Raw genomic sequence first — 15,842 nt, forward strand, 5'->3', positions numbered from 1 at the left:
GCCGCGCCGCCTGAACCAAATGGGCACGTGCCCGCCAAGGTCGCGGCTCCTGCCCCGGTGTTCCCGCCGCGCGTGGCTGGCAGCGCCTTTGCCGAATGCCGCGATTGCCCCGAGATGGTCGTGGTGCCAGAGGGCAGCTTCGTCATGGGTTCGAGCGAGGAGGAGCGCCGCACCCTGGGCGTTCTTGCCATGTTCGACACGATGGAAGAGCCGCGCCACCCGGTTACCATCGGCTACCGTTACGCTGTCAGTCGCTACGAGGTGACCTTCGCGCAGTGGGACGCTTGCGTCGCCGATGGCGGCTGCAACGGCTACCGGCCGGATGACGCTGGGTGGGGCCGCGGCCGCCGCCCGGTCATCAATGTGAACTTCGCCGATGCGCAGAGCTATGTGGCATGGCTGAGCGCAAAGACCGGCGCGAGCTATCGGTTGCTGAGCGAAGCCGAATGGGCCTACGCCGCGCGTGGTGGCACCCAGACCTGGTATCCTTTCGGCAATGCCTTGTCGGCTGACAAGGCCAACGCGGCGCAGGTATTGGACCGGACAACGCCTGTGGGAAGCTACGCGCCCAACGGTTTCGGTCTGCACGATGTCATCGGCAATGTTGCCGAGTGGACGCAGGATTGCCACCATGACAGCTATGAAGGTGCGCCCGATGATGGCTCGGCCTGGCTGACGGGCCCGTGCGAACTGCGCAATGTGCGCGGCGGCGGGTGGAGCCTTCAGGGCTGGAGCGTTCGCGCCGCCCAGCGCATCGGCGATCCGCCGGGCGCGCGTAACGACCACCTGGGCTTTCGCGTCGCGCGCGAGATGCCCCAGGACTGAGGCTCCCCACATCTCCCGATAGCGGAAAGCCCGGTGCAACCACGCGGGTCGCACCGGGCTTTTTTTGATGCCTGTTTGATTATCGCCAGGGCTTGCGCGTTTGACTGGCCTGCTCACACGAAAAGGCCCGGGAGCATTGCTGCTCCCGGGCCCTTTTCGTTCGTCCTGCGGACGGCCTGGATCAGAACTTGATCGAAGCCTGCAGGCCCGCGGTGCGCAGGTCATTGAGACCCAGCATGAGCGCGGAGAAGGTGCCGGTGTAGGCGAAGTTCGGCGTGAACGTGTAGTTGTCCGAGACCGACACCGGGGTGTGGTTGTTGAAGATGTTGTTCACGAACACATCGACCGAGATGTTGCCGTGGGTCACACCCGCACGTGCGTTGAACAGGTGCAGGTCGGGCAGCTTGGCGAGGTTCGCCTCGTTGCTGTAGACGCCCGACTTGAAGTTCCAGTCACCGCGCACGAACCAGGAACCGTTGTCCCAATCCGCAATGTCGCCTGCGAAGGTGACGCCGACGTTGGCCGAGTACTTCGAGGTGTTCTTCAGATCGTTGCCGTTGAAGTCCGTGATGCCGGTGAGGGCGGTCACGGTCGGGCTGGCGAACTCCTTGATATCGCTCTCGTTGTACGCACCAGCGGCATCGATCGTCAGGAAGTCGAGGGGGCGCCAGGAGACGTCGGCCTCGATGCCGTAGAGGTCAGCCGAACCGGCGTTCGCAGCGGTGTTCACGAACGAGAAGCCCGTGCTTTCGCTGTCATCGGGAACGATGATCTGGACGGTGTTGATCTGGTTGCGCCACTGGGCATAGTAGGCTGCCACGGCGTAACGGAACGTGCCGTCGATCGAACGACCCTTGAGGCCCAGTTCGTAGTTGGTGACCTTTTCAGGTTCGATGGCGAGAGCACCACCCTGGTCGACGGCGGCCTGCATCACTTCGATGCGGTCGTCGAGGATCGTGGTGTTGAACTGCGCCGGGTTCACGCCCTTCGCCCACGATGCGTAGACCATCATGTCGGGGTTGATGTCCCAGTTGACGATGATGCGCGGGGTGAAGTTCTTGTACTTGGCCGAGGTGATGAGGCCGTTGTAGGTGCCGGGCGTGAAGAACGGGTTGTTGCCGTTCTCGTCGGCTGCAACGGTCAGGCCGCCTGCCGCGGTGAACGCCTTGAGGTTGTCGATCTGGTAGCGGCCTTCGGCGCTGATCGACAGGGTGTCGGTCAGGTCGTAGGTGGCGCCGAAGAAGAAGCCGGTGGTCTGCGAACGGCTCGGACCGCCGGCGCTCAGGCCGCTTTCGGTCAGGTTGAAGCCGCCGCCGAGGCCCTGGTAGAGGTCCGACTGCAGGTAGCTGACGCCGACAACACCCTGGAAGCGATCGCTTTCATAGGCGAGGCGACCTTCGATCGACCAGTCTTCGACCTTGCGCTCGATCAGGTACGGGAAGTCGAAACCAAGCGAGCTGGTGTCGTAGCCGTCGAGATCGATGAGGGTCGACCAGGTTTCCTTGTTGTAGCCACCAAGGACCGTCGCGGTCACGCCGTCGACGACTTCCCAGTCACCGGTGCCGTGGAAGTGCGTGGTCTTGCGGCGCAGGCCGTAACCCTGAACGCCGTCGTTGGCGTTCACGACGCGGTTGTTGTTGATTGCCAGGAACTGGCGGATCTGGGTGGTGTTCTCGACGTTCGCGGTGACCGGGTTGGCAATCGAGGGCACGGTGCCGAAGAACCAGGGGAGGCCAGCCTGCGTGGTGCCGTTGGCCTGGCCCTGGATGACCTGGTTGCCGTCTGCGTCGAAAACGTCACGGGCGTAGAGACGGGTCTGGGCGGCCGGGCCGTCCTTGTCTTCGCTCATCATGCCGAAGAGCTTGATCTTGACGTCGTCGGAAGGCGTGATCGAAAGGGTTGCGGTGCCGATGACGCTCGACTGGTCGCCGAGGGTGACGCCGTTCTGGTTCTCGTAGGAACCGCCCTTCGAGTACTTCTCGCCGGTGACGCGGAAGGCGATGAGGTCTTCGATGATCGGACCTTCGACCGCGCCGCGCAGACGCCAGTTGTCGCGCGTACCGATCATGCCCATCATTTCGCCGCCCCAGTAGCCGTCCGGGGTCTGGGTGACGACGTTCACGGCGCCAGCGAAGGTGTTACGGCCGAAGTAGGCGCTCTGCGGACCCTTCAGGATCTCGACGCGCGCGGGGCTCGAGACGTTGTTGATCTGCGAGGGCGAGGACACGGGAACGCCGTCGATGAACGAGGAAACCGTGGTTGCCAGCGTCGTCGAGGGGGTGAAGCCGCGCAGCACGACCTGCTGGAACGAGCGGTCGGCGTGGCCCGAGGACGAGTTGTTGATGTTGATGCCCGGCGAAGCCGCTGCCACGTCGTTCATCGAGACGATGCCGCGAACGTCGAGTTCCTCGGAGGTGACGGCATCGACGGTGACCGGGGTCTTCAGGATGTCTTCACCGGTCTTACGCGCGGTGACGACGATTTCGCCGGGAACGGAGGCCGGAGCCGCGTTCTGGGCGAAGGCAGGCGCTGCGTAAAGCAGGCTGCCGGCAACGGCGAGCGTCGACAGCGTCGAGGCGAGCCGCATGGTGTTTGCAGTACGATTCATAGAAGACCCCTCAATATTAGATCTTTGATGCGCCCCATGGGGAGGCGTTTGAAGTAACGGTCCCGGTATCCAGCGACCGGGATTCAGTTTTTCGCTAACCGAAGGGAGGCGAATGCACGTGCATACGCCTCGATAGTCCCTGAACTCTCAGCATCCGGTTTTCGGGTGATCTTGTGTTCTCTTGTGCATACCGGCTTCTCTTTGGGAGGCCTCTACGCTTCGGGTGTTTTACCTATGCGTCGTATGCAGTGGAGAGATTGGCCGCGACCTTGGTTAGATGGTTGTCAATTCTGTTTGCTATTCGCCTGTCGGATGGTTGGACGTCTGTCAGGCAAGATAATTTCGTACACTTATCAGGAATCTGCTGCGTGAGCGAGTTTGCGCAACGTCCTCTTAGTGGACGATGGCTGTGCCATACTGGCGTTCTCGAGTGCGAAGACGCTTGCTTCATTCCCGGGCGAACTGCCGATATCGGGCCGCGCACTGAGGCGACAACATTGTCGGGTTCGAGCCAGCTCGCAAACATTACGCCCACCACCGCTTCCGGGGCTGCCGCAAAGTGCGGTAGCGGGCTCATCCCATCACTCCAGCGGACGGTCGCGTCAGGTGTCGCGCCGGTGCCGAGGTGAATGCGAGAGCAGGCGGGGGGCGTGCTGTGCATGGCCATACAGGTATTCGACCTTGGCTTCGTGCCATCGCGTATCGGCATCTCTATCCGACAGGTGGTGACGGCGGCGTGGATCAGGTGGTCGATCCGGAAACTGCGTCAGGCTTTGGCGCATGATTTCTTGCGACAATGGATTTCAGGAAGCCCTGGGGCTTGTGAGCGATGCCTCGGCAAGTGCGACGCGATTCTGTGCTGCCACGGGTTATATCGAAGTATTTCAGGGCACTGCCTCACCACAGGTCCTGCAATTCCTGGGGGTGGGCTCAGCCATTTCGGGCCGTGAAGTGCTCGTCCGACACCCGGATTCGGAGCGGGGAGCCGTGCGCTTTCTGTCTCTGGATGGCCCTCCGCTTCCTCTTGATCGTGAGGGAGCGCAAGCTTGGGACCACGGCGGAATTTTCGACGTCAACATACGCGCCTTCGATGATCTCGATGCCGTGCACGCGGCCTTTGGAGCGCAGGGCTTTCATTGTCCGGCCCCGGTCACGGACTGGGACTTCGGTTCCCTGGCGGTTCGCGAAGTGGTTGAGCCGGATGCGGACGGGATCTGTGTTGCAGCCATGCAAAGAGTGTATCCGCCGCTCGAAGGTTATGCCGGTATTGGCGGGGCAACGTCCTGGATCTTCAATTCTACGCAAATCGTCCCTGATTTCGAGGCGGCCCGGCATCTCTTCGTCGATGCACTGGGATGGTTGCCGGTTCAGGAAACGCAAGGGTATGCCGCCGCACAGGACGGCGCGAACTGTATGGGCTTTCCGCCGGGTCTGGCGCCGAAGATCCCGATGAAGATCGGCATCTATCATCCCCATGGGCGCATGGAGGGCTCGGTCGAGGTGATCGCGTTCGACTGCGGTGGGCGCGATTTTCGTGGGGTACCCCGGCCCGGAAGAGGCTGGGCGGGGCTGCGCTTTGCGGTCACGGATGTCGATGTGATTGCGGCCCGCATGGCGGGGGAAGGCTGTACGCTTTCGCAGCCCGTATCGCTTGAGTGGCGGCCCCATGGGCCGATGCGCGCTCTTGCATGCATGACCCCATGGGGCGCCCGCTTCGAATTCTTCCAGGCGGCCTGAGCGCGTTTCGCCGAGGCCGCCTGGAGACACTGATCAGGCCGACTTCAGGCCTTCGAGATAGGCAATGGTTTCCGCTTCGCTGACGACGTCGGCGTACTTCGCGTTCATGTCGAAGAGGTTGGCATCGTGGGGCCCCGCGTGGCGGTCGCCGCAGGCTTCGGCGACGACGGCCGTGCGGAAGCCATGGCTCATCGAATCGACGCAGCTCGCACGCACGCAGCCCGACGTCGTCAGGCCGGTGAGGATCACGCTGTCGCATCCGGCGGCCGTCAGGGTCGAGGCGAGCGAAGTCCCGAAGAACGCGCTCGGGTATTGCTTGGAGACGATCAGTTCGTCCTCGAAGGGTTCCAGGCCCGGCCCCCAGGCGCCCATCGGGTTGCCTTGCGTGAAGTTCTGGAGCGGCATCGCCTTTTCGAAGAAGCGCCCGCCGTTGAAGCCCGAGGGGTGGTAGACGACGTTCGTGAGAATGACCGGGATGCCAGCCTCACGCGCGGCGGCACGCACGCGCAGCGCCGAGGCAATCGCATCCTCGACTTCGGAGTAGAGCATGTTGCTCGGCTCGAAGTAGGCCTGGCAGAAGTCGATCAGGAGAAGCGCGGGGCGCGTCCCGAAGCCGACCTTGTTGTCGTAGGCCTTCTTGTAGTTGGCGAGGAGGTCTTCTTCGCTGCTCATGGGGGCAATCCTTGTTCTGTTCGAGGCGTGGGTGCGGGACCTAGCGAACGATCCGCGCTGGCCTCGTGGGCGTATCGGGAGAAGGCGGGAAGGCAAGCGGCAAGCGCCTGCGCTTCCGCAGGACGGTCAGGGTTGGGGCGCCGCGTCGGGCTCGGCGTCGGTCGCCGTCGGCAGGATCGGGGTTCCAGCCTCGACGTAGGCGGCGACGAGCTGGGCAAAGCGGTCGGGAACCTCGAGCGGCGGGTAGTGGCCGACATCAGGCATCAGCACCCGCGAGATCTGCGCGTTCTTGAGGTAGCGCGAGATCGCATCCGCGGCCGATTCCGGGAGTAGCGGATCGGCCGTGCCCCAGATCAGGAGCGTGGGCGTCTTGACCTTGGCCATCTCGATGGCGGCCTGCTTGCCATCCCCGATGCGGGCGATGAGGCCGACGAGGTGCTTTTCCGGGAAGCGGCGGTAGAAGTCGAAGTATTCCTTCTTCGTCTGCTCGGAAATGCGCGAACCATCACCGGCGAAGTAGGTCAGGAACAGGTCCCAGAAATCGGGGCCGCGCCAACCGGTTTCCTGCGCCTTGGCGACCGCGTCTAGGAATTCCTGCGACATCTTCAGGTGGCTGACGTCGACAGGATCCGACGGTGTGTTCGAAAGGATCAGGCGCTCGACCATGTCGGGGCGGCGCGCGGCCAGGTACATGCCCATGGTGCCACCGCTGGAGACGCCCACGTAGGTCACCTTGGTGATGCCCAGCTCATCAAGCACCCCGATCGGAATGTCGGTCGGCTGCAGCGTTTCCAGGGATGTGTCGGTGGGGCCATCAGACAGGCCATAGCTCGGCAGGTCGATGCGCACGATGCGATAGCGGTCCTTGAGGAGCTCGGTCTCGCGGTCATAGGTGCGCATCGAGCTTTCCGAGCCATGCACCATCAGGAGGACCGGGGCATCGCGCGGGCCCTCGTCCTTGTAGTGAATGGTGAGGTCGCCGATCTTCACATAGCGGCTTTGCGCATCGCCATACATCTTGCGCAGTTCCTTGACCTTCAGGAAGGGGTACTTCGAGAGGTCCTTGGGTGCCGAGAGAATTTGTGCGGCGGCAGGCGTTGCAGCGAGGCCAGCGCCAGCCACCGAGCAGGCGAGCGCGACGAGAAGGGAGAGCTTGCGGGAAATACGCGGCATCGTGGGAGCTTCCTCGGCTTGTCGACGGGATTTCGTATCCCGGCATGCCTATCGCGGGGGCCTTGCGCAACGCACGATCTCGAAAACTTATCCGACAGGTGGTGAGCCAATGGACGTGCTTTCGAGCCGTGCCCGAGCGCATTAGGAAGGAGTCCATAAGTGACGCCTGCCCGCATCAGCGGCCGGCGCGTCGAGACAGACAAGGAGTATGGGGTTCTCATGGGATTTGATCGCCGCAAGTTCACGCTGGGGGCCTCGGCCCTGGGCCTTGGCGCCATGACGGGAGCACGGTTCGCACACGCCGCCCCGACCATGAAAGCCTCCGCTTCGGCCGGACAGCCCGATGTGCTGATCCTGGGCGCGGGTATCTCCGGCCTCCACTCGGCGCATCTCCTTGAGGAAATGGGCATGAAGGTGACCATCCTTGAAGCGCGCGAGCGCGTGGGCGGCCGCATCCTTACCCTGATGGACCAGCCCGGTTACCCGGAGATGGGCTTCAATTCGATGGCGGCAGGCTATGGCCGCGGCATCGATGCTGCCCAGCGCGCAGGTGTTGAACTGCAGGAAGTCGGAGCCCGCTATCGTATCGGTCCGCCTTCGCAGGTCTACATCGGCAATACCGCGATGACCCGCGAGGAATGGGCCCGTTTCCCGGGCAATCCCTTCCCCGAGCAGTACAAGAGCGTGATGCCGGGCGAACTCGTTGGCATGCTCGTGGCGCAGAACGGCAGGCTGGAGGACTGGACGCTCTGGAGCGATCCGGCCAACGCCGCGCTCGACGTTTCGCTGCACGAATTCCTCAAGGCTCAGGGCCTTTCGGACGCCGCGATCCACCTCGCGAACGATCTGGCACCCTACTACGGCGTCAATGCTTATGGCACCTCGTCGCTGATGATGGAATTCAACGACGGCTTCATCAAGACGATGATGGCGGCCGGCATGGAATCGCTGGCGGTCAAGGGCGGCAACCAGAAGCTTCCCATTGCGCTCGCCGAGCAGATCAAGGGCGATATCCTGCTGGGCCGCGAGGTTCTTGGCATCGTGCAGGAAGATGCAGGCACCACCGTCTTCTGCGCCGATGGTTCGCGCTTTACCGCGCCCAAGGTCATCTGCTCGCTGCCGCTTTCGGCGCTGCGCAACGTCAAGATCGATCCGGCACTCAATGGTGTGCAGGCCGAAGCTGTCGCGCAGCTGGGCTACCAGCCCATCTCGATGGCCTTCATCACCGCCGAGAGCCCGTTCTGGGAAGAAGACGGCCTGGCGCCTGGCATGTGGACCGATGGTCTCCTCGGCAACGTCATGCCCCAGCGCTACGGCGAGGATCCCAACGAGATTACCGGCTTCATCGTCCAGGCCCGCGGCAACCTCGCGCTCTACTGGGATCGCATGGACCCCGAGGCGGTCAAGCAGATGATCGTCAAGCGCATCGAGGAACTGCGTCCTGCCGCAAAGGGCAAGGTCAAGGCGCACACCTATTTCTCGTGGGCCAAGGAGCGCTTTAACGGCGGTGATGTCTCGTACCTCGCGCCGGGCCAGTCGACCTGGGTCAACGACATGGCGCAGCCTGCGGGCAACATGCACTTCTGTGGTGAACACCTCGCCACGAGCGCGCGCGGCCTTGAAGGAGCGATGGAAAGTGCCGAAAGGGCGGTGCTCGAAGTTCTCGGAGTCTGACCGGCAGGCGATCACGCCTATCCGTAAGTCGGACATTCGTTCGGAAAGAGTGGGGGAGGGGCCCTGAAATATGGTCCCTGTCCCTCAACACGTTGCAAGTGAGATTAGCCCCATGGAATATGATTACGTCCCCCTTCCGCAGCGCAAGCCACTCAAGTGGCCCAACGGCGCGCGCGTGGCCCTGATCCTGACGTTCAATCTGGAAACCTGGGATCTCACCAAGGACACCGACAAGCCGTATTACGCGGGTGGCCCGGCGATCCTTCCCGACATCCTGCCGGGCAACACGCCCGACTTCCCCAACTTCTCCTGGCGTGAATACGGCCAGCGCGTCGGCATCTGGCGCCTGTTCGACCTGTTCGACGAACTGGGCGTTCCGGCCAGCTGCACCACCAACGCGGTCACCTTCGAGCGCCGCAAGGCGATGACCGACGCCGTCCTCGAGCGTGGCTGGGAACTCCTCACCCACAACTGGGAGCAGGGCGAGCTTCTCACCAACTTCGCCCACGATCCCGAGACCGAGCGTGATATCATCATGCGCAGCCTCGCCCAGTTCGAGAAGTACACCGGCCGCAAGTCCAAGGGCTGGCTGTCCTCCTCGCTGCGCGGCACGCTGCAGACCGCCGACATCCTCGCCGAGCAGGGCTGCACCTTCTACTGCGACATCATGAACGATGATCAGCCCTACCTGCTGCGCACGCCCAACGGTCCGATCGTCTCGGTTCCCTACTCGAACGAGATCAACGACTTCACCTTCATCACGCGCAAGAACTTCACCACCGACCAGTACCGCGATGCGCTCATCGAGGAACTCGACGTGCTCTACGCCGAAGGTGAGAAGACCGGCCGCATCATGAACCTGGGCCTGCACCCGCACGTCTCGGGCCGCGCCCACCGCGTGCGCGCGCTGCGCGAATTCATCGAGCACGCCAAGTCGCTTCCGGGCGTCTGGTGGGCCACCCGTGAGGAAATCGCCGCGTGGTACCTCGAAAATCACGAGAGCCACATCCCCGGCCAGCTGGAAGGGTAAGAAGACCCATGAGCCGTCCTGAGAAGATCCTGATTGTCGGCGGTGGTATCGCCGGCATGACCGCGGCCGCCGCGATTGCCCAGCAGGGCTTTGCGGTGACCCTGCTCGAAAGCGCGCCCGAGTTCGGTGAAATCGGCGCGGGCGTCACGCTTTCGCCCAACGCCATGAAGGGCCTCGATTTCATCGGGGCTTGCGAGGCAGCGACCAAGGCCGGTGTCGAGCCGGCCCGCCAGCGCATCCAGCACTGGGAAGACGGGCGCACGCTCGTCGAGAAGGACCGCACCGGCCAGATGGACAAGTACGGCGCGCCGTACCTCACCATCCATCGTGCCGACCTGCACGAGGTCCTGACCGAAGCGGCCCGCACGTCGGGCGTGGACCTGCGCTGCGGCGCGCCCGTCGTCTCGAGCGAAGGCACCACGGTCACGCTTGCCGACGGTTCGACCGTCAGCGGTGACCTGCTCATCGGCGCGGACGGTGTGAAGTCGGTCATCCGCGAGCGCTTCGATCCCAAGGAGCCGCACTTCACCGGCCACGTCGCGTGGCGCACGTTGGTGCCCGTGACCGAGGACATCAAGGATCTCTCGGACTTCCCGGGCATCATCATCGGTCCGGGCGCGATGATCACGCGTTATAACATCCGCAACTACGAGGCGATGAACCTCGTGTTCTTCGCCCGCCAGGAAGGCTGGACCGACGATGGCTGGACGACGCCGGTCGACCCCGAAGAAATCCGCAAGGTCTACCAGGGCTGGTGCGGCGACGCGCAGCGCCTGATCGATGCGGCCTGCCAGCAGCCGATGTACAAGTGGGCGCTCAACGCGCGCACCGCGCTCGACAGCTGGATCATCGACGACAACGTCACCCTGATCGGCGATGCGGCCCACGCCATGACGCCGTTCCTCGGCCACGGCGCGGCGTGCGGCATCGAGGATGCGGTTGTTCTCGCCCGCGCGCTCAAGGCTTCGGACACCATTGCCGAGGGCCTCAAGCGCTACCAGGATGCGCGCCATGAACGCGCAACCTTCATCCAGGGTGAATCGAACAACAACGCCGACCGCATGCAGGGCCAGGACACTTCGCTGTTCGGTCTTGGCGAGATGAAGGACGAGGAATCGCTCGGCCTGTTCGAGTACGATCCGCGCACGGTGGAGGTCTGATGACCCAGGCAACCCGTTTCGACGGTCACGCCATTGCGCCCGAGACCGAGGCTTTCCTCGGCCAGACCCACAAGCTGCTGATCGGCGGCGAGTGGGTCGAGGGCAGCGGTGAGATGGAGACGCTGGACCCGGCCACGGGCCTGGCGCTCACTACCTTCCAGACCGGCGGCAAGGCCGAGGTCGACAAGGCGGTTGCCGCCGCGCGCAAGGCGTTCGATGGCAGCTGGGGTCGCATGACGGTCGCCGCGCGCACCGCGATCCTGCACAAGCTGGCCCGGATCATGGAGGAGAACGCGACGCTCCTTACCGAGCTCGACATTCTCGACAACGGCATGCCGCGCTTCATCGCCGGGCTCACCACCTCGAACGTGGTCGAGATGATCGACTACTACGCCGGCGCCATCATGCGGATCGAGGGCACGACCATCGCCCCGCCGCGCCACATCGCCGACGAAACCGAGGCGCTGACCTACACCCTGCGCGAACCTGTCGGCGTGGCCGGTCAGATTGTGCCGTGGAACGTGCCGCTCTCGACCGCGATCCTCAAGATGGCACCCGCGCTCGCCGCAGGCTGCACGGTCGTGGTCAAGCCTTCGGAAATGACGCCGCTTTCGGTCCTGGCGCTTGGCCAGATGATCTGCGATGCGGGCTTCCCCGAAGGCGTGGTCAACATCGTCAACGGCCTTGGCCAGGACGCGGGCGCGGCCTTGTCGGAGCATCCGGGCGTCGACAAGATCTCGTTCACTGGTTCGACCGCGACCGGCAAGCGGATCATCGCGGCCTCGATGGGCAACCTCAAGCGGGTGAGCCTGGAACTGGGCGGCAAGAGCCCGGTCATGGTCATGCCCGACGCCGACCTCGACCTGGCCATTCCCGGCGTCTCGATGGCGACCTTCTTCCTGCAGGGCCAGAACTGCATGGCCGGCACGCGCATCTTCGTGCACGAGAGCATCCACGACCAGTTGGTCGAGGGGCTGGCCGGTTTCGCGAACTCCATGACGCTGGGCCACGGCCTCGACATGGGCTCGATGCAGGGGCCGATGATCTCCGACGCGCATAGCGCCAAGGTCATGGGCTACATCGAGGGCGCGAAGGCGGCGGGTGCCACGCTCGTGGCGGGCGGCGAGAAGCTTGACCGTCCGGGCAACTTCATCCGCCCCACGATCTTCACCGACTGCACGCCTGACATGGCCGTGACACGCGAGGAGATCTTCGGCCCGGTGATGGCGATCCAGAAGGTGGCGACCACCGATCTCGACGAGCTGGCCGCACTTGCCAACGACACGCCCTATGGCCTGTCGGGCAGCGTGTGGACGAAGGATCTCTCGACCGCGCACCGCCTGGTCAAGCGCATCCGTTCGGGCCACGTCTCGATCAACTGCCACGGCGCCGTGGGCACCAACATCCCCTTCGGCGGTTACGGCGAATCCGGGTGGGGCCGCGAGTTCGGCAACGAAGGCCTCGACGCCTACCTTGAGACCAAGGCAGTCACCGCGCGCCTCTAAGGGGCTTGGCCGATTGGGCGAACCCAACAAGAAAGGGCCGGGAAAGCGATCTGCTTTCCCGGCCCTTTTTCTATCCGATCAAAGGAGAAGGGGTGACCTCAGGCGTTGCCGCCCGGAACGGGGTTGGAGAGGTCGTGGCTGATCGCCTGCGCGGTACCCTTGAGGTCGTCGAGGTAGAGTTCGAGGGCCTGCGAAAGGCGCATGGCGGCCACGAAGAAGACCATGGTCAGCGCCGCCTCGTAGTGACCGTTGCGGAAGATCGGCACCGATACCGACGAGGTCTTACCCGGCGTCAGGTTGAAGTGGTTGCGCCCCTGAACCGCATAGCCTTCGGCCCGGATGCGCTCGACATCGAGACTGACTTCGGCCGTGGCGAGGTAGTTGAGGTCGATGTCCTGCGAGACGCGCATGAAGCGCAGGATCATCTCGCGCTCTTCGTCGGGCGCGTAGGCCATCGACACTTTGCCGGACGCACTATCCAGGATCGGCAGCGTGAAGCCGGGGTAGTAGTGCTCGAAGGTGAGTGACGAGTTCGAGTGCGTGCTGTCGCGCAGCATCATCTCGCGGCCCACGCGGATGGCGATCGAGACCGGCCAGCCAATGCGCTTGGTCAGCCCGACGATGTGCGGGCGGGCAATACGGACCAACTCGTCGTCGTGCTGGAAGCCTGTGGCCAGCGTCTGCACCAGAGCGGTCGGGCGATAGCGCTTGCGCGAGGGCTCCTGTTCGATCAGACCTTCATAGAGAAGGGTCTGCACGATGCGGCAGGCAGTGGGGTAGGGTACGTCCGCGGCCTTGGCGATTTCCATCATGGAGAGCGAACCATGACGGTTGATCGCCTTCAGCGCCGATATCGAACGCGTGATAGAGCGGATGGGGACACCTTTTTCCAACGGTCAAACTCCCTGATCGGTTCGTGCGATAACCGGAGAATGACCATTCCATTACAGATGGCCGCAAAGATCAAGTTTTTATCCGGTAGGCGGATACAATATCCGCCTACCGGCATGAATTTCCGCGAACTTGAGTTGGATCAATGATCGCGCGGCCTTACCAGGCCGGCACGATCACCTGTCGGATAGCCTCGCCCGAGGCCAACTTGTCCATCGATTCGTTGATCTCCTCGAGCGGCCCCACGGACGTGAGGAGCTTCTCGATGGGCAGGCGGCCTGCGCGCCACAGCTTGATGTAGCGCGGGATGTCACGGGCAGGGATGGCCGAACCCATGTAGCTGCCCATCAGCGTCTTGCCGTCGGCGACAAGTGAGACGGCCTTGATCGAGAGGTCCTCGTCGGGATTGGGAAGGCCAACGGTGACGATGCGTCCACCGCGCCGTGCCGAATTGTAGGCCGCGGCCAGGACGGCGGCCTTGCCAACCGTCTCGATCACGACATCGCTACCCATCGCGGCTTCGTCTTCGCCAGGAGCGCTGGCCGTGGCCGCGCCCAGTTCGAGCGCCAGTGCGCGCTTGGCGGGCGAGGGGTCGATAGCGTGGACCGGCTGCGCGCCAGCGGCGAGCGCACCGAGCAGGGCCGAGAGGCCAACGCCGCCCAAGCCGTAGATAGTGACGCTTTCGCCCGGACGGACCTGGGCCGTGTTCATCACCGCGCCCACGCCCGTCAGGACCGCGCAGCCGAAGAGAGCGGCGGTTTCGGGCGAGATGTCGGAATCGATCTTCACCAGCGAACGGCGGTCGACCACGGCCTGGGTGGCAAAGGCCGAGCAGCCCAGATGATGGTGGATCGTCTCGCCATCGCAGGACAGGCGCGAGCCGCCGCGCAGGAGTTCGCCCTTGCCGTTGGCCGCTGCGCCGACGCTGCACAGGTATCCCTCGCCCGAAAGGCATTCCTCGCACTGGCCGCACGAGGGAAGGAACACGAGCACGCAGCGGTCGCCCACGGCAAGGCCCGGTTCCTCGGGATCGCCCAGCGCAAGGACGGTGGCCGCAGCTTCGTGGCCCAGCGCCATCGGCATCGGGCGCGGACGGTCGCCGTTCACGACCGAGAGGTCGGAGTGGCAGATGCCTGCGGCATCAATGCGGACGAGAACTTCGCCGGGCTTGGGATCGGCGAGATCGATCGGCTTCACGTCCAGCGGCGCGCTGTCCGCGTACGGCTTTGCGTGGCCGCCCGAGCTTGAAAGCACGGCAGCGGCAATGCGGCGGTTCATGACAGGGGTTTCCTTGCTCATCAGATCTGCGCCCACTTCTTTTCGAATGCAGTGACCTCGTCGAAACCGATCAACGAGGAGAATTCCTTGAAACTGAACAGCCCGTCCGGATTGGCCGTGCCCTGCTCCTTGAGCCCGCGCAGCGCGTTCTCCATCGCGCTGCAGGCGGCAAGCGCCATGAGCGAGGGATAGATGGCATAGGCAAGGCCGAGGTCGGCCAGCGTCTCGGCCGAAGGCATGGGTTCGCCCGAGCTGTTCGACATGTTGGCCATGACCGGCAGGGGCAGGTCACGGCAGGCGATGCGGATTTCCTCGTTGGTGGCCAGCGCCTCGGGGAAGAGGACGTCCGCGCCCGCAGAGGCATAGGCCTCCATGCGGCGCATGACCCCGTCCATGCCCTCGGACTGGTAGGCATCGGTGCGCGCGATGATGACGAAGTTCTCATCCTGGCGCGCGTCGACCGCGACCTTGATCTTCTCGACCATGTCCTCGGCCGCGATGATCCGCTTGTGCGGGGTGTGGCCGCATTTCTTGGGAAATTCCTGGTCCTCGAGCTGGATGGCGGTGACGCCCGCTTCCTCGTAGCCCTTGACCGTGTGGTGTACGTTGAGCAGGCCGCCGTATCCGGTATCGCCATCTGCGATGACCCCGGCCTTGCTCGTGCGAACCAGCGTTTCCATCCGGTTCTTCATCTCGGTGTAGGTGGCTATGCCGGCGTCGGGGAGGCCCCAGGCCGAAGCGGTCAGCCAGTAGCCGGTGCCGTAGACGAGGTCGAAGCCGACCTTGTCGGCAATCACGGCCGCAATCATGTCCTGAACGCCGGGAACGGCAAAGAACTTGCCCGCGCGCAGCTTCTCCCGGAAGATCGGATTTGCCATCAGGCCCTCATGTCTTGTGCAGGGTCGGTTCCGTGCCGCCCTGAATGTTCTTGAACAGGAAAGCGGGAGGCACCCACCTGGAGTGCCTCCCGACCAACCACGTTTCTTATTCGGCCGCTTCCGCCGTGCGCCACATGGGCTGCTTGGGAGCGGGGAGGCCGGTTTCTTCGAGGCAGTTTGCGCGCAGGGTTTCGATGTCGGGACCGAAGTTGAAGACATCGACCTCGCCGCGTTCGGCGCGCATCTTTTCGCGCAGGGCCTGGGTGGCCGCCTCGTCGACCGCGCCGTTCGTGATGACGACGCCGTAGTCGAGAGCGCCGGTCTCGGTGACGAGGCCCTGGCCGATTTCTTTGAGGATGAGAGCGGGGTCGCGCTCGAGCGGGTCGCCCCAGCCACCGCCGCCCCAGGTGA

The 15,842-nt window shown here is 64.0% G+C and carries 12 protein-coding genes and 1 pseudogene; 6 read left to right on the forward strand and 7 right to left on the reverse strand.

Translation table 11 applies throughout. The features are described from left to right. Window positions 1–27: 27 nt before the first annotated feature. A complete protein-coding gene (locus tag LC060_RS20245) occupies window positions 28–825 on the forward strand; it encodes a formylglycine-generating enzyme family protein (RefSeq protein ID WP_226638514.1) in 798 nt (265 codons plus the stop codon). 181 nt (window positions 826–1,006) lie between these two features. Here the strand turns inward: LC060_RS20245 and LC060_RS20250 are convergent, their stop codons facing one another. After that, window positions 1,007–3,433 (reverse strand): TonB-dependent receptor, encoded by a 2,427-nt coding sequence (locus LC060_RS20250; protein ID WP_226638515.1) that lies wholly within the window; start codon window positions 3,431–3,433, stop codon window positions 1,007–1,009. 780 nt (window positions 3,434–4,213) lie between these two features. On the opposite strand from LC060_RS20250, the gene LC060_RS20255 reads away from it, so the two are divergent. Beyond that, the gene (locus LC060_RS20255; RefSeq protein ID WP_226638516.1) at window positions 4,214–5,170 is read left to right on the forward strand and encodes a hypothetical protein; all 957 of its coding nucleotides are present in this window, start codon (window positions 4,214–4,216) and stop codon (window positions 5,168–5,170) included. A gap of 33 nt (window positions 5,171–5,203) precedes the next feature. Here the strand turns inward: LC060_RS20255 and LC060_RS20260 are convergent, their stop codons facing one another. After that, on the reverse strand, window positions 5,204–5,842 hold the full coding sequence (locus tag LC060_RS20260; protein ID WP_226638517.1) for an isochorismatase family protein: 639 nt from the start codon (window positions 5,840–5,842) through the stop codon (window positions 5,204–5,206). 126 nt (window positions 5,843–5,968) lie between these two features. Next, window positions 5,969–7,015, reverse strand: coding sequence for an alpha/beta fold hydrolase (locus LC060_RS20265; RefSeq protein ID WP_226638518.1), 1,047 nt, complete (start codon window positions 7,013–7,015; stop codon window positions 5,969–5,971). Window positions 7,016–7,234: 219 nt separating this feature from the next. Here LC060_RS20265 and LC060_RS20270 point away from each other — a divergent pair, with 219 nt between their 5' ends. The 4 genes from LC060_RS20270 to LC060_RS20285 all read left to right on the forward strand — a co-directional run bounded on the left by LC060_RS20270 (window position 7,235) and on the right by LC060_RS20285 (window position 12,384). Further along, window positions 7,235–8,689, forward strand: coding sequence for a flavin monoamine oxidase family protein (locus LC060_RS20270; protein WP_226638519.1), 1,455 nt, complete (start codon window positions 7,235–7,237; stop codon window positions 8,687–8,689). A gap of 112 nt (window positions 8,690–8,801) precedes the next feature. After that, window positions 8,802–9,719, forward strand: a complete 918-nt coding sequence (locus LC060_RS20275) for a polysaccharide deacetylase (RefSeq protein ID WP_039393561.1) — start codon at window positions 8,802–8,804, stop codon at window positions 9,717–9,719. Window positions 9,720–9,727: 8 nt separating this feature from the next. After that, window positions 9,728–10,879: an FAD-dependent monooxygenase gene (locus tag LC060_RS20280; RefSeq protein ID WP_226638520.1), complete on the forward strand. Its 1,152-nt coding sequence runs from the start codon at window positions 9,728–9,730 to the stop codon at window positions 10,877–10,879. Then, window positions 10,879–12,384 (forward strand): aldehyde dehydrogenase family protein, encoded by a 1,506-nt coding sequence (locus LC060_RS20285; RefSeq protein WP_226638521.1) that lies wholly within the window; start codon window positions 10,879–10,881, stop codon window positions 12,382–12,384. The genes LC060_RS20280 and LC060_RS20285 overlap by 1 nt, the downstream gene beginning before the upstream one ends. A gap of 98 nt (window positions 12,385–12,482) precedes the next feature. On the opposite strand, the gene LC060_RS20290 is transcribed toward LC060_RS20285, so the two are convergent. From LC060_RS20290 to LC060_RS20305, 4 genes and pseudogenes are all read right to left on the reverse strand, one after another. Beyond that, complete coding sequence (locus tag LC060_RS20290; protein ID WP_039393567.1) at window positions 12,483–13,277, reverse strand: IclR family transcriptional regulator C-terminal domain-containing protein; 795 nt, start codon at window positions 13,275–13,277, stop codon at window positions 12,483–12,485. Window positions 13,278–13,434: 157 nt separating this feature from the next. After that, window positions 13,435–14,574, reverse strand: coding sequence for a zinc-binding dehydrogenase (locus LC060_RS20295; protein ID WP_226638522.1), 1,140 nt, complete (start codon window positions 14,572–14,574; stop codon window positions 13,435–13,437). Next, complete coding sequence (locus tag LC060_RS20300) at window positions 14,574–15,431, reverse strand: isocitrate lyase/PEP mutase family protein (protein ID WP_226638523.1); 858 nt, start codon at window positions 15,429–15,431, stop codon at window positions 14,574–14,576. Before LC060_RS20300 ends, LC060_RS20295 begins: the two co-directional genes overlap by 1 nt. Window positions 15,432–15,537: 106 nt before the next feature. Further along, window positions 15,538–15,842 (reverse strand): annotated as a pseudogene (locus tag LC060_RS20305) (hydantoinase B/oxoprolinase family protein); the annotation flags it as partial.

Source organism: Novosphingobium profundi (genome assembly GCF_020524485.1).
Taxonomy (GTDB): Bacteria; Pseudomonadota; Alphaproteobacteria; order Sphingomonadales; family Sphingomonadaceae; genus Novosphingobium; species Novosphingobium profundi_A.

Bases quoted from the DNA above. Each gene is read 5' to 3' on its own strand.
- LC060_RS20285 (WP_226638521.1), top strand. From the start codon at position 10,879: ATGACCCAGGCAACCCGTTTCGACGGTCACGCCATTGCGCCCGAGACC.
- LC060_RS20270 (WP_226638519.1), top strand. From the start codon at position 7,235: ATGGGATTTGATCGCCGCAAGTTCACGCTGGGGGCCTCGGCCCTGGGC.
- LC060_RS20300 (WP_226638523.1), bottom strand. From the start codon at position 15,431: ATGGCAAATCCGATCTTCCGGGAGAAGCTGCGCGCGGGCAAGTTCTTT.
- LC060_RS20255 (WP_226638516.1), top strand. From the start codon at position 4,214: ATGATTTCTTGCGACAATGGATTTCAGGAAGCCCTGGGGCTTGTGAGC.
- LC060_RS20260 (WP_226638517.1), bottom strand. From the start codon at position 5,842: ATGAGCAGCGAAGAAGACCTCCTCGCCAACTACAAGAAGGCCTACGAC.
- LC060_RS20250 (WP_226638515.1), bottom strand. From the start codon at position 3,433: ATGAATCGTACTGCAAACACCATGCGGCTCGCCTCGACGCTGTCGACG.
- LC060_RS20280 (WP_226638520.1), top strand. From the start codon at position 9,728: ATGAGCCGTCCTGAGAAGATCCTGATTGTCGGCGGTGGTATCGCCGGC.
- LC060_RS20295 (WP_226638522.1), bottom strand. From the start codon at position 14,574: ATGAGCAAGGAAACCCCTGTCATGAACCGCCGCATTGCCGCTGCCGTG.
- LC060_RS20275 (WP_039393561.1), top strand. From the start codon at position 8,802: ATGGAATATGATTACGTCCCCCTTCCGCAGCGCAAGCCACTCAAGTGG.
- LC060_RS20265 (WP_226638518.1), bottom strand. From the start codon at position 7,015: ATGCCGCGTATTTCCCGCAAGCTCTCCCTTCTCGTCGCGCTCGCCTGC.